Genomic DNA, 13,005 nt, shown 5'->3' with positions numbered 1-13,005 from the left:
GCTCCGCGCACAGCGGCGGCTCCGGCGCATCGACGCGGCCGTGGAAGCGTTCACGAGGTTTGCGGGGCGCGGTGATCGGGGCGGTCCTGAGTCTGGTTTTTCGCCTATATAGGAAGGTACGGCGGCAATGGCAGCCCCGGTCCGGATCAGAGAAAATTCTCCCTTGAGAAAACGCGGAATGATCCTAAGCTCCTCCTTCGACCAAGGGGGATCGGTCATGGAAAAAAGCAGGCTCTCCGGCGACATCGCCCTGTTCCTCGCACTGACGCTGGGTCTCAGTTGTATCTTTTACGTACCCCTGGTCACCCTCCAGCCCTCCCCCGCCTTCATGCCCTATGTCACCGGCCTGATGTGGTCCCCCGCGATCGCCGCACTGCTCACCGTCCGCTTCCGCCGCCTCGACCTCGCCTCGCTCGGCTGGGGCTGGGGCGAGCACCGCTGGAACCTCACCGCCTACCTCGTTCCTCTGGGATACGCGGGCCTGGCTTATGCTGCGGTGTGGATATTCGGCCTCGGCGGCTTCGCAGACGCGGAGAACATCAAGCAGGCACGCACCTTTCTCGGCTGGAACGATGCACATCCTGCACTCGTCGTCATCGGCTACGCGCTCCTGATGGCAACAGCGGGCATGGCGATCTCGCTCGCGACCGCGCTCGGCGAGGAAATCGGCTGGCGCGGTTTCCTCGCGCCGCGCGTCGCAAAGCTCGCCGGCTTCATGCCGAGCGTGTTCATCGTCGCCGTGATCTGGGGCACATGGCACATGCCGCTCATCCTGCTCGGCGGCTACAACGCCAAGACCGAATGGTGGGTGGCCATCCCCTGCTTCATGGTACTCGTGCTCGGCGTTTCGCTGATCGCGGCATGGCTGCGGCTGAAATCGGGGAGCCTCTGGCCCGCCGCGATCCTGCACGCCAGCCACAACCTCTTCATCCAGCGCGTCTTCACCCCGCTCACCGGCCCGCGCGGTGAGGTGACACCCTACGTGATCGACGAGTTCGGCATCGCGGTGCCGATCGCAATCCTGATCTTCGCGGTCTGGTTCTGGAAACGACGCGCCGAAGTCGCCTGACACGCCCCCGCATTGCTGTATAGAAGCCGCATGACCACGATCAGCGCCGAAATCGAACGCCGCCTCGCGACGCTCCAGCCCACGTACCTTGAGGTCCGCAACGACAGCGACCGCCACCGTGGCCACGCCGGTCACGACGGCACGGGCGAAAGCCACTTCACCGTCAGCATCGTCTCGGAAGCCTTCGCGGGCAAAAACCGCGTGCAGCGCCAGCGCGCCATCTACGCGGCGCTCGGCGACCTCATGGAGAGCATCCACGCCCTCGCCATCGCCGCCGCCGCACCCGGCGAGACCTTGCCGGAACGCTGAAACGCTTGATTTGCACTGAAGAGCACCGCAATAGAGCGCAGCGCGCCGGGTTAGCTCAGCTGGTAGAGCAACCGCCTTGTAAGCGGTAGGTCGTCGGTTCGAGTCCGACACCCGGCACCAGGAGCCCTTCAGCGCGATTTGGAGGCTACCAATACCAAGCGCTTCACAAAGTTCAGGAACGTAGTCCGAGCGCCCGCTCAACGATTTCTGTTGCGCCCGTCACATCGGGGTAACAGAGACCGGGATTTTCACGGAATTGCCGCATGAAGGCCTGCTCCGCTTCAAGCCATTTCAGGCTGCCCTCGATCGTTTCATCGAGCTGGCCCCGCGGGATCACGACGATGCCGTTATCGTCGGCAAGGATAGCGTCTCCCGGATTGACGGCGACACCGCCGCAACTCACCGGCACATTGAACTCGCCGCCCATGCCGCGATACTTCGTCGTCACCGGACTGATGCTTCGCGCCCAGATCGGGAGACCGGCTTCCCGCGCATCGTCCATGTCATTCACGGCACCATCAACGATGACACCTTCAAGGCCAGTTGCTGCAGCAGCATGGATCGTGGCACCGCCCCAGTTGCAGGTTCGCTGATCCTGGCCCCGATCGATGATGAGCACGTCGCCAGGCCGCGTGAACTTGAGCGCGTAGTGCGCCATCACCGAGTCCGGCACGGTGATACGGACAGTAACGGCCGTTCCCGCGATCTTGCTGCCGGAAATACGCGGCAGCATCCCCGGATCCATGAAGCCTGCCTCGAGATGATGGCCGACAGTGCCCGTGTCGAGCTTCAGCAGCGATGCGCGCTCAGTGGGATCGATCTGCTCGGGCATCGGATTGACGACATAAACCCGTCGTTCGGGAAGCATCCCCATAACCACCTCGTTCTTTCAGACGCCTGTGTTGTGGTGGGAACGATCGTGACGACCATCCCCACCTGCTCGCTCAGAACTTGTACCGAACTTCGATGCCGTAAGTGCGGGGTTCACCCCACACGGCTTGATCGAGACCGCCGAACACACGGGCGTATGTGCGGTAATCCTTTTTGGTGAGGTTCTTGCCCCACAGCGCCACCGTCAGCCCACCGACATCGTAGCCGAGGCGCACATCGACAAGCGCATAGCCATCCTCATGGTATTTCGGCAGGGCTTCGGCCTGAAGGTACATGTCGCCCATGTAATTGATGCTTCCGACCAGGAATGCCTCACCCGCACCCACCGGGAAGCGATATTCGGCTTGCCCGCCCAGCATCCAGTCCGGCGTGAACTCGATACGATTGCCCGCATAGGAGACGGACACGGTGGACCCGATCGTCGAGTAATCGAAGCGCGTATACTTTGCGTCGAGATAGGTGGCGTTTGCCGACAGGTTGAGGCCTTCAACAGGGCTCAGGGAGGCTTCGAACTCGACGCCTTCGATCCGTGCCTTGCCGGCGTTGGTGATCTGAACCGAGGGCGTCGTGCTCGCACCGGTGGCTACGAACTGCGCGACCTGCTTGTCGGAATAGTCCATGCGGAAAACCGAAGCGCTGTAACGCAGCAGCCGATCGAAAAGGTTGCCCTTGATGCCGGCTTCGTAGTTCACGACCGATTCCGGTCCGAACACGAGGTCGTTGCCAACAAGGTTTGCCGCGCCGATCGTATCAAGATTGAAGCCGCCCGACTTGAAGCCCTTCGATGCCGTGGCATAAAGCGTCAGCGCATCGCTCGGCTTGTAAGTCGCACTCGCTGTCCACGACACATTTTCGTCTTTCCGGTGCAGGTCGTCGAAATCGTAGCTCAGCACCGGGCCGCGGATCTGGAGATAGGCACCTGTCTTCTTCTCGTGCGTGTAGCGAAGACCGCCCGTCAGCGTGAGTTCCGGCGTCACATCATAGTCGACGTTCAGATACGCCGCGTAGCTGTTCGTGATCGCCTTCCCCTCGTTGAAAGCGCCGCTCGTGAGCGAACCTCCGATGTAGATTTCCCTCAGCATCTTGCCGCGCTGATGATAATAATAGAGTCCGCCCACGTAGCGCAGCGGGCCGGTTCCAGGCGACGTGATGCGCAGTTCCTGGCTCGCCATCTGCACGAAATCGGTGAGCGGATCGGAATTGAACATGTTGATCGGCAGCTGGTCGATGTCGCTCGACACGGTGACGTTGATCTTCCGGTATGCCGAGATCGACGTCAGCACCATATCATTTGCGAGCGTGTATTCAGCGGTGAGATCAGTCCCCCACATGTCGCGTTTGTCGTCGTTCGGCCTGTCGGTGTTGGCCTCGAAACGGTTGCCGGTGAAATACGGCGCCGCGGCGCCTGCGGACGAATTCATCTGCGTCTGCAACACGGTCCTGCGGTCGCGCGTGACATCGCCGTTCAGTTTCAGTTTCAGGGCATCGGTCGGTTCGAACACGAGCTGGAGACGGGCGCCGCGACGGTTCTCGTCGTTGACGTAGCTGTCGTCGTACAGATTGTGGATATAGCCGTCGCGATCGAAGGTCGCGACGGTCAGCTTCGCGAACAAGTTCTCGGCGAGCGGCCCGGAAATACTCGCCTGCGTGCGCATCGCATCATAGTTGCCGTAGCTTGCGTAGACCGTGCCCTCAACGGTGTCCGTCGGCTCCTTGGTGACGATATTGATCACGCCGCCGATCGTGTTCTTTCCGAAAAGCGTCCCCTGCGGCCCGCGCAGCACCTCGATCTGGGAAATCTCCGCGAGATCAGCATTATAGCCTGAGGTGCGCGGAACATAGACGCCGTCGAGATACATGCCGACACCCGCCTCGATACCGATGTTGCGGGAATCGCCGCCAACGCCGCGGATCGTGAGCTGCGCGGAAAGGCTGCCGCGTTCTGTGAACTGCACGCCCGGCATCAGGTGCGCTATGTCGCGAAAGCTGTTCACACCGGCGGTTTCGAGCGCCGCACTATCGAACGCCGTCACCGACAGCGGAATATCCTGCAGGCTTTCCGCACGCCGCCGCGCCGTGACGACAATCTCGCCGCTCGTGACGGCATCGTCACCGGCCGGTGCAGGTTCCGCCGCGAATGCGGAAGCCATGGGTGCCAACATGATCATCACACCAAGTGAACTTGCTGATTTCAGAATGGATTTGGTCATTTTCTTACCCCCCTCGACGGTTCGAGTTTTTTGGACATGTTCCATCAATCGGTATTCTCTACCGTTTTAATTGAAAAACTGTTTTTACCGATCGTAAGTGATCACGATTTCTTATAGGCAGGCATCAGCACGGACCTTCCGCCGAGCCCGAACCAGGTTGCACGCGCGAGCAGCGCCATGACCGCCGTGGATGCGAACATGACAGGCCCCACAACAAGGCTCATCGCACTGCGCAAATCGCCGGCATCGGTCGCCATGCCCGTGGACAACGCCCCGACAAGGGTGGGACCGAGGCCGAGACCGATGACGTTGATCACCAGAACGTAGAGCCCGGAGACCTGCGCCCGCGCATCCTGCGGCGTTGCAAGCTGCAGGAACGCCGGAACCACACCCATTGGCATCGACACCGCGAAGTGCAACCCGGCCGCGACCAGCAGCAGACCGGTCGGCCCCTGTGGCACGGAAAGCAGCAAGGCAAAGGGCAAACCGATAAGCGCGGCAAGTGCAGCCACGCGCACGTGAGCATTCGGAGCACCGCGGCGCACGAGAGCGTCTGCGAGCCAACCTCCCGCCAGAAGCCCGACGGGGCTCGCGAGCAGAACGGTGAAGCCGTAGCGTGCGCCGACCTCGTCGGTGGACCAGCCGAACTCTCGGCCGAGAACGGCGGGCATCCACGATACGAGCGCATAGCTCGTCATGATGACCCCCGACATACCCAGGAAAAGCGGAACATAGAGCGCGGCGCGTGCCTTCACGGCCGCGATCATGCCGAGCTTCTGCTCGCCGCGCGCGCCGGCCTCTCCCGGAACGCGCTCCGGTTCCTTGATGAAGGCGATGAGCGCCACGAAGAGCGCGCCGGGTGCCGCGATGGCAACGAAGGTCTGCTGCCACGGGCTGAGATTGGCGATGAGGGGCAGACCTGCGCCGCCGCCATCCGTGAAGTAGCGATAGACATAGCCGGTGATGACGAGCGCCAGACCGGCGCCGATGACGCCGCCAACCTGAAACAGGCTGATCGCGCGCCCGAGCTGCTCTTTGGGAAAGCGATCGTGGACGATCGAATAGCTTGCGGGTGCCAGCGCCGCTTCACCCGCGCCGACACCGATCCGGGCAAGCAGAAGCTGTATGAAATTCGAGGACAGGCCGCAGGCAGCGGTGGCGGCGGACCAAAGCGTAACGCCAAGCATGATGGTGCCCTTGCGCGTCCAACGATCGGCGAGCCATCCGAGCGGGAGCCCCATGACGGCGAAGAACAGGCCGAACGCGATCCCCTGCAGCAAACCGATTTCGGCATCGCTGATCCCGAGATCGGCACGAATTGGGTCGACGAGCAGCGACAGGGCGATGCGGTCAACAAAGGACAGGATCAGCGCCGCCATCAACAGCAGCACCACCAGCCAATCTCTGATCCGTCCCTTTTGCACGCCCGTCATTCCCTCCCGTGCCACCCCTTTTCGGGGCATCGTCATCAAAGCAGCATTTGCTCCGCCTGAACCGCTTTTGCCTCGCCATAGGCTGCGCGCACAGCGGATGGGGTCACCCGCCCCGCGCGCAAATCCGCCGCAATCGCCGCGACATCACGCGTCTCGGCCGGTCCGAACCCCCCGCCACCCGGCGTCTCGACACGCACCGATTGCCCTGCCGCAAGCACGAGGCGCGGCTGGTTCGCGGGGATTTCCTGCTCCGCAGCCGTGCCCCGGTCGCGAATGATGTGCGCAACAGCGCCCTTCCCGCCGCCGAACACGCCGTCTGCGGGAATGATCGTACCTTCGCTGGAGGCGTAGCAGAACGTCTCGTCGTCGAGTGCGCGAATCTGCCGGGCAATGCCCATACCACCGCGCCACGTGCCCGCGCCACCGCTGTCGGTGATCAGGCTGTATTCGTCGACCACCAGTGGATACTCGTTTTCCAGCGCCTCGGCTGGCAGGTTCGAGGAATTCGTGATGTGGACGTGTGTACCGTCTGCGCCATCGTGCCCGAAGCGCGCACCTGCACCGCCACCGATCGTCTCAACGTAGACATACGTGCCCGCGCGTCTGCGACTGCGCCCGGAGAAGACCATCGCGGGCATGGCGTCGTTGCTCGCCGCCATCACGCGCTCGCGCGGCAGGAAATGAGAGAAAGCGCCGATGACGGACGCGGAAACCCGCTGCGCCGTGTTGGAGCGCATACCGACCGCCGCCGGGAAGGTGGGGTTGGTGATCGTTCCTTCGGGCAGCTTGATGCTGATGGCATCGAACATACCCTCGTTCGCCATCAGTTCCGGGTCGAGCATCGTCTTTACGACGTAGTAGACGCTCGCGCGCATCGCGCTTTCAGGCATATTGTAGCTGCCGCGGCACTGCGGCCCGGAACCCGCGAAATCGACCGTGAGATTGTCGCCGTCCACGATCAGCGTCGCCTTGATCGCTACCGGATCCCCGCCGAAGCCGTCGTCGTCGAGATAGGCCGTGTGGCTTCCCGTGCCATCCTTCAGCGCGGCAACGCGGTTGCGCAGCCGCCGCGCCGTATAGGAGAGAATGTCCTCGATCGATTGCTGCACGGCATCGATGCCGAGCTGGCGGACAAGCTCCAGCATCAGCTGCGCGCCGCGATCGTTTGCCGCGATCTGCACCTTGAGATCGGCGACACGGTCGGCGGGCTCGCGGCTGTTTTCCGCAAGCAGCGTCATCATCCCCATATCGAGTTCGCCTTCGCGGACGATGCGGACGAGCGGGATGCGAATGCCCTCCTCGAAAACCGTCCGCGCTGTCGGCGACACCGAGCCCGGATAGGTGCCACCAACATCGGAATGATGCCCGATGTTGGCCGCGAAGAAGCGGCAGACGCCGCCCCAGAATATCGGCGTGACGATGGTGATGTCCGGCGCGTGCGTGCCGCCGGCAAGATAAGAGTCGTTGCAGATGAAGGCGTCGCCATCACGCACGTTCTCGATGCCGTACTTGCCGAGCACAGTCTCGACACCGCCGGAAAGCGAGCCGAGGTGCATAGGGATGTGCGCGGCCTGCGCGATCAGCCGGCCCTTGGCGTCAAACATCGCGACGGAACAGTCCTTGCGCTCCTTGATGTTCGGCGAGAACGAGGCGCGCACGAGGCGGTTGCCCATGTCCTCGGTGATCGAAAGCAGGCGGTTCGAAAAAACCTCCATCGCGATCGGGTCGAAAAGCTGGCCATCGGCCTTTGTGATCTGTGCGTCCATATCTGCCACCTTCGCGCCTCCTACTCGAACACCGACACGATGAGATTTCCAACCGGATCGACCGTGACAGTCTGGCCCGGCCGCACGATGAGCGTAGAGCTCATTTCCTCGATGATCGCAGGCCCCGCAAAGGTCCGACCGATGGGAAGCTGGCCCCGGCGATAGATCGAGGTTTCCACCCATCCCTGCTCGCCGAAGTAAACGGGCCTGCGCCCCTTCACCGCGTCCAGCCCCGGCACCGGCACGGGCGGCGCGATGGGAACGCGCGACACGCGCCCGATCGCCTGCACACGGCAGTTCACGATCTCGACCGGCCGGTCGGAGACGTCATAGCCATACTCCTGCACATGCTGGCGGCGGAAACGGGCGATCAAATCCTCAAGACCATCCGCGTGGACACCGTCCAGCGGCACGGAAACCTCGAAGTTCTGACCATCATAGCGGGCATCCACCATGATCCGCAGCACCGTGTCGGCTTCGGGAACGCCTTCGCGGCTGAGCCAAGCGGCAGCTTCTGCCTCCATTTCGGTGAGCACCTCGCACGCCCGCGACCATGCCGCAGGTGTGGCGATGCTGAGTTCGCTGCGCACGAAATCCATGTTGATGTCGGAAAGCAGGATACCACGCGCGCACAGCGTTCCCGGTTCCTGCGGCACGAGCACGGTACGAATGCCGCAATCCTGCGCCAGATCGCAGGCATGAAGCGGCCCCGCCCCGCCATAGGCAAAGAGCGCGAAATCGCGCACGTCGTGTCCACGCTCGGTGGAGACCGAGCGGATTGCTCGGCTCATGTTCGCGTTCGCAATGCGAAGGATCCCGTAAGCCGCCTCCTCGACCGAAAGGCCGAGCGGCCGAGCGATCTGCTCCTCGATTGCCTTGCGCGCTGCCGCCGCGTCCACAGGCAGGCGACCTTCCAGAAGCGCGACCGGATCGAGCCGCCCGAGCACGATGTTGGCGTCCGTGATCGTCGGCTCCGTGCCGCCGCGCCCGTAAGCGACCGGCCCCGGCGCCGCCCCGGCGCTGCGCGGCCCGACCTTGAGCGCGCCCGCGTCGTCGATCGCCGCGATGCTGCCGCCGCCCGCGCCGATCACATGGATGTCGATCATCGGCGTTTTCACCGGATAGTCGGCAACCAGCCGGTCAGAAGCGAACAGCGGCTTGCCGCCAACGATGACCGAAACGTCCGTCGACGTGCCGCCCACGTCGAAAGTGACGAGATTGGGGAAGTTCGCGACCTGGCCGATCTCCGCCGCGCCGATCACGCCCGCAGCCGGACCCGAAACGCAGGTCCGCACCGGTATCTCACGCACGGTCGGCACCGACATCAGACCGCCGTTCGAATGCACCGTGTTGAGCTCGCCCGTGATACCGAGATCGGAAACGCGCCCGAGCAGACGCTCGAGGTACGTCCCCATGCGCGGGCCCATGTAGGCGTTGAGCACGGTCGTCGACATGCGTTCGAATTCCCGGAATTCGGGGAGCACGCTCGATGACAGGCTGACATAGGCATTGGGCAGGATGGCGCGGACGATCTCGGCAGCGCGGCGCTCGTGCTCGGGTCGGCGATAGCTGTGCAGAAAGCAGATGACGACCGCACCCACGCCGGCTTCACCCAGCTTCCGGGCGGCTTCCGCGACCTGTTCCTCGTTCAGCGGCACTTCCACCGTGCCATCGGACAGGATGCGCTCGTCAACCTCCAGCCGCAGTTTGCGTGTCACGAGCGGTGTCGGGCGGCTGATCGAATAGTCGTAGAGGTGCGGCCGCGTCTGCCGACCGATCTCCAGCGTGTCGCGGAACCCGCGCGTCGTGATGAGTCCGGTCAGCGCGCCCTTGCGCTCGATCACCATGTTCGTCGCCACGGTCGTGCCGTGGCCGAGATGGCGGATTTTCGCGGGATCGATGCTGTGAACATCGATGAGTGCGGCGAGACCCGTTTCGATCGCTTCGGAGGGGTCGTGCGGGGTGGACGGCACCTTGAAATAGTGAACCGACCCGCCGTCCTCATCCAGCATGGTGAAATCGGTGAAGGTTCCGCCGACGTCGAACCCGATACGATACATTCAAAATCCCTCTTCCAGCGACTGGACCCGAGAACGGGTACCTGTCGTTTCACGTTCGAGGTAACGCGGTGGCGACGCTGACCGCCAACGCGATTTTCCGATGAAATCCGATCAGCAATTGCAATACGCGCAGAAAACCGTGATTTTCGAACAGCACCAGCAATGGCTGATCGAAATCCATCGGAAGAAACGATGGTGAGCCTGTGCTGCTCCGGCTGGATGTTCGCGGACAGGCGGCTACCATGGGTGAAGACAATGTGCCGAACAGGGTGCCTGCATGAACACGCGCTTTCTTGAAACTTTCCTTTGGCTCGCGCGGCTGAAGAGCTTCAGCCGGACGGCCGAGAAGCTCCACGCGAGCCAGCCTGCCGTTTCAGGAAGGATTGTCGCGCTCGAGGAGCTTCTCGGCGTCACGCTCTACGAGCGCCATGTCAAAGGCTTCGAACTGACGCCGGCGGGGCGTCGCATCCTCGATCGCTGCGAGCAGATCGTACAGCTCTCAAGGGAGCTGAAATCGGTCGCGTCGGAAGACAATGTCCTCGGGCGCCCGCTGCGGATCGGCGCCTCCGACGTGATCAGCCTCAGCTGGATGCCAGACCTCGTCTCCATGCTGACGACGACGTTCGGCGACTACCAGTTCGACATGATCACCGACAGCGCCCCCAATCTCAGCCGTATGCTGATGAACGACGAGATCGACATCGCGCTCATTGCAAACGGCATCGACGAGCCCCGCATCGTCAACGCTCCGCTCTGCAACTATCGCGTCGAATGGCTGGCGAACCCGCACAAATTCAAGATCGACAAGCCCATGAACATCGAGCAGCTTTGCGGGCTGCCCATGATCATGCCGCCGCCCTCGACCCCCGGCTACATGTGGCAGGTGGAATATCTGAAGCGCCACAATCCGAATTATTCACCCGACGATCCGAAAGCGATGCGCATCTCCTGCGGCTACTCGCCCGGTACGGGAATCCAGATGGTCGCGCTCGGCTTCGGTGTGATGCCGGTTCCCGTACTCCTCGCCCGGCCTTGGATCGCGGCCGGCGATCTTGCCGTCATCAGGGTGAAAGAGAATTTCCCGCCCTGGGCGATGTATGCGTCCTACAAGACGCCGCCCACGATCCCCATCATCACCAGCCTCGTCGAAACTGCGCAGGCTGTCGCGAAAGCCTTTGCAGACCGGCGGGGCGGGGAAGATTTCTGGCCCTGAGAGATACGCTCAGTTCAGAACGTCGGCGGCGTGCAGGCGCTGACGACACGCGCGGGCTCGGCACTTACGCAGCGAAAACGATGCGGTATCCGGCTCTCGAAGCTGTAGGCGTCGCCCGGGCCGAGGACACGCCGCTCGTTTCCAACTGTCACTTCGATCTGACCCGAAATGACGATTCCGGCTTCCTCGCCGTCATGGCTCAGCAGAATGCGACCCGTATCCGAGCCTGGCTTGTAGCGTTCATCCAGCATCTGCAGCTTACGCCCCGTCATCGATCGCCCCACCTGGCGATACGAAACATTCCCCTTACCGATTTCGATCAGGTCGCTCGCCGCATGAAACATCGCGTCGTCCGGTCCCCGCTCCAACGCGAAAAACGCCGACAGGCCGACCGGGATCGCATCGAGAATGCGCTTCAAGGCACCGAGCGACGGATTGGCCCGGTCCGCCTCAATGAGCGAGATCGTAGAATTCGTGATCCCGGCGCGTTTCGCCAAAACACGCTGGGAGAGACCCGCCGCATGTCGCACATGACGCAGTCGCCACCCCACGCCTATATCTTCCGACACTGCGCCCTCTCCTTGTGTTCATATTGTTGAACCGCACTCAACACCCCAACTTCAATGCCCTGAAACGCGCGCAGAGCAAAGCGCAAAGAAAACGCCTTGTTTTGACGCGCCCGGAGTGTTGGAGTGCTTGAGAAAGGACAACACATGCCGACCAACACCGCCGCCCTCGATAATTTCTGGATGCCGTTCACCGCCAACCGGCAGTTCAAGGCTGCGCCGCGCCTGCTCGCGGAAGCAGAGGGTATGTATTACCGCAGCGACGATGGCAGGCGTGTTCTCGACGGCACTGCAGGCCTCTGGTGCGTCAATGCGGGTCACGGCCGGCGCGAAATCGCCGACGCCGTCGGCGAACAGCTCCGCACGCTCGACTATGCGCCGACTTTCCAGATGGGGCACCCCATCGCGTTCCGTTTCGCCGAGCGGCTCGGCGAGATCGCACCTGCGGGACTCGACCGCATCTTCTTCACCAACTCCGGCTCGGAATCGGTCGATACGGCGCTGAAAATCGCCGTCGCTTATCAGCGCGCGATCGGGCAAGGCACGCGCACGCGCCTCATCGGCCGGGAACGGGGCTATCACGGCGTAGGCTTCGGCGGCATTTCCGTCGGCGGTCTCGTGAACAATCGGCGCGTCTTCCCGACGCTGACCGGCGTCGATCACCTTCGCCATACGCACGACCCGGCGCGCAACGCCTTCTCGCCAGACCTGCCAGCATATGGCGCAGAGCTTGCCGATGACCTCGAACGGCTCGTCGGCCTTCACGGTGCAGAGACGATCGCAGCGGTGATCGTCGAACCGATGGCGGGTTCGACGGGTGTTCTGCTACCCCCACAAGGCTATCTGGAAAGGCTTCGCGAGATCGCGACACGGCACGGCATCCTGCTGATCTTCGACGAAGTGATCACGGGTTTCGGCCGACTCGGCACGCCGTTCGCAACGGAGAAATTCGGTGTTCGACCCGACATCGTGACGACCGCCAAGGCCATCACCAACGGCGCAGTGCCGATGGGCGCGGTCTTCTGTTCGCGGGATATTCACGATGCGCTGATGCAGGGGCCGGAGTCCGCCATCGAACTGTTCCACGGATACACCTACTCGGGCCACCCGGTCGCCTGCGCGGCGGGCATGGCGACACTCGACATCTATGCGCGGGAAGGCCTTCTCACACGCGCGGCGGAGCTCGAAGCGTACTGGAAGGAGGCTGTTTTCAGCCTGCGCGACCTGCCGGCGATCACGGACATTCGCGCGATCGGTCTCGTCGCCGGTATCGAACTTGCATCACGCGAAGGTGCGCCCGGCAGCCGCGCCTACGACGTGTTCACGGATTGCTTCCAGCGCGGGCTGCTCATCCGTGTGACGGGCGACATCATCGCCTTGTCCCCGCCCCTCATCGTCGAGAAAGCGGAAATCGATACGATGGTCGAGATGCTTCGGGAAACGATCGCGGCGGCGGCGTAAGCTGGCCGAACCCGCGCATCGGCTTCT

General features: G+C 62.9%; 11 protein-coding genes and 1 tRNA gene. 5 read left to right on the top strand and 7 right to left on the bottom strand.

Features of this window, described 5'->3' with window-relative positions; translation table 11 throughout:
• The first annotated feature begins 217 nt into the window (after positions 1 to 217).
• From ACE3TJ_RS17930 to ACE3TJ_RS17920, 3 genes are all read left to right on the top strand, one after another.
• Positions 218 to 1,069: a lysostaphin resistance A-like protein gene (locus ACE3TJ_RS17930; RefSeq protein ID WP_374598642.1), complete on the top strand. Its 852-nt coding sequence runs from the start codon at positions 218 to 220 to the stop codon at positions 1,067 to 1,069.
• Positions 1,070 to 1,099: 30 nt separating this feature from the next.
• Positions 1,100 to 1,378, top strand: a complete 279-nt coding sequence (locus tag ACE3TJ_RS17925; protein ID WP_374598640.1) for a BolA family protein — start codon at positions 1,100 to 1,102, stop codon at positions 1,376 to 1,378.
• Between the two features lie 44 nt (positions 1,379 to 1,422).
• Positions 1,423 to 1,498: transfer RNA gene (locus ACE3TJ_RS17920), tRNA-Thr, on the top strand.
• A 52-nt stretch (positions 1,499 to 1,550) separates the two neighbouring features.
• Here the strand turns inward: ACE3TJ_RS17920 and ACE3TJ_RS17915 are convergent.
• The 6 genes from ACE3TJ_RS17915 to ACE3TJ_RS17890 form a co-directional block, all read right to left on the bottom strand.
• Positions 1,551 to 2,252 carry an RraA family protein gene (locus ACE3TJ_RS17915; protein WP_374598638.1) on the bottom strand — a complete coding sequence of 234 codons (702 nt, stop codon included), beginning with the start codon at positions 2,250 to 2,252 and terminating at the stop codon, positions 1,551 to 1,553.
• Positions 2,253 to 2,322: 70 nt separating this feature from the next.
• On the bottom strand, positions 2,323 to 4,479 hold the full coding sequence (locus ACE3TJ_RS17910; RefSeq protein ID WP_374598636.1) for a TonB-dependent receptor: 2,157 nt from the start codon (positions 4,477 to 4,479) through the stop codon (positions 2,323 to 2,325).
• 101 nt (positions 4,480 to 4,580) lie between these two features.
• On the bottom strand, positions 4,581 to 5,912 hold the full coding sequence (locus ACE3TJ_RS17905; protein ID WP_374598634.1) for an MFS transporter: 1,332 nt from the start codon (positions 5,910 to 5,912) through the stop codon (positions 4,581 to 4,583).
• Between the two features lie 35 nt (positions 5,913 to 5,947).
• Positions 5,948 to 7,678: a hydantoinase B/oxoprolinase family protein gene (locus ACE3TJ_RS17900; protein ID WP_374599439.1), complete on the bottom strand. Its 1,731-nt coding sequence runs from the start codon at positions 7,676 to 7,678 to the stop codon at positions 5,948 to 5,950.
• Positions 7,679 to 7,698: 20 nt separating this feature from the next.
• Complete coding sequence (locus ACE3TJ_RS17895) at positions 7,699 to 9,738, bottom strand: hydantoinase/oxoprolinase family protein (protein WP_374598632.1); 2,040 nt, start codon at positions 9,736 to 9,738, stop codon at positions 7,699 to 7,701.
• 49 nt (positions 9,739 to 9,787) lie between these two features.
• Positions 9,788 to 9,919 carry a hypothetical protein gene (locus ACE3TJ_RS17890; RefSeq protein ID WP_374598630.1) on the bottom strand — a complete coding sequence of 44 codons (132 nt, stop codon included), beginning with the start codon at positions 9,917 to 9,919 and terminating at the stop codon, positions 9,788 to 9,790.
• 96 nt (positions 9,920 to 10,015) lie between these two features.
• Between ACE3TJ_RS17890 and ACE3TJ_RS17885 the strand changes: the two genes are divergently transcribed.
• Positions 10,016 to 10,951, top strand: coding sequence for a LysR family transcriptional regulator (locus ACE3TJ_RS17885; protein ID WP_374598628.1), 936 nt, complete (start codon positions 10,016 to 10,018; stop codon positions 10,949 to 10,951).
• 14 nt (positions 10,952 to 10,965) lie between these two features.
• Here ACE3TJ_RS17885 and ACE3TJ_RS17880 read toward each other — a convergent pair whose 3' ends face one another.
• Positions 10,966 to 11,520: a cupin domain-containing protein gene (locus ACE3TJ_RS17880; RefSeq protein ID WP_374598626.1), complete on the bottom strand. Its 555-nt coding sequence runs from the start codon at positions 11,518 to 11,520 to the stop codon at positions 10,966 to 10,968.
• Positions 11,521 to 11,664: 144 nt separating this feature from the next.
• Here ACE3TJ_RS17880 and ACE3TJ_RS17875 point away from each other — a divergent pair, with 144 nt between their 5' ends.
• Entirely contained in the window at positions 11,665 to 12,978 is a 1,314-nt protein-coding gene (locus tag ACE3TJ_RS17875; protein ID WP_374598624.1) for an aspartate aminotransferase family protein, read from the top strand.
• The last annotated feature ends 27 nt before the right edge of the window (positions 12,979 to 13,005 follow it).

Source organism: Sphingosinicella sp. (genome assembly GCF_041916975.1).
GTDB lineage: Bacteria > Pseudomonadota > Alphaproteobacteria > Sphingomonadales > Sphingomonadaceae > Sphingosinicella.
The sequence above is the reverse complement of the archived record's forward strand: the minus strand, read 5'-3'. Positions and strand labels throughout refer to the sequence as shown.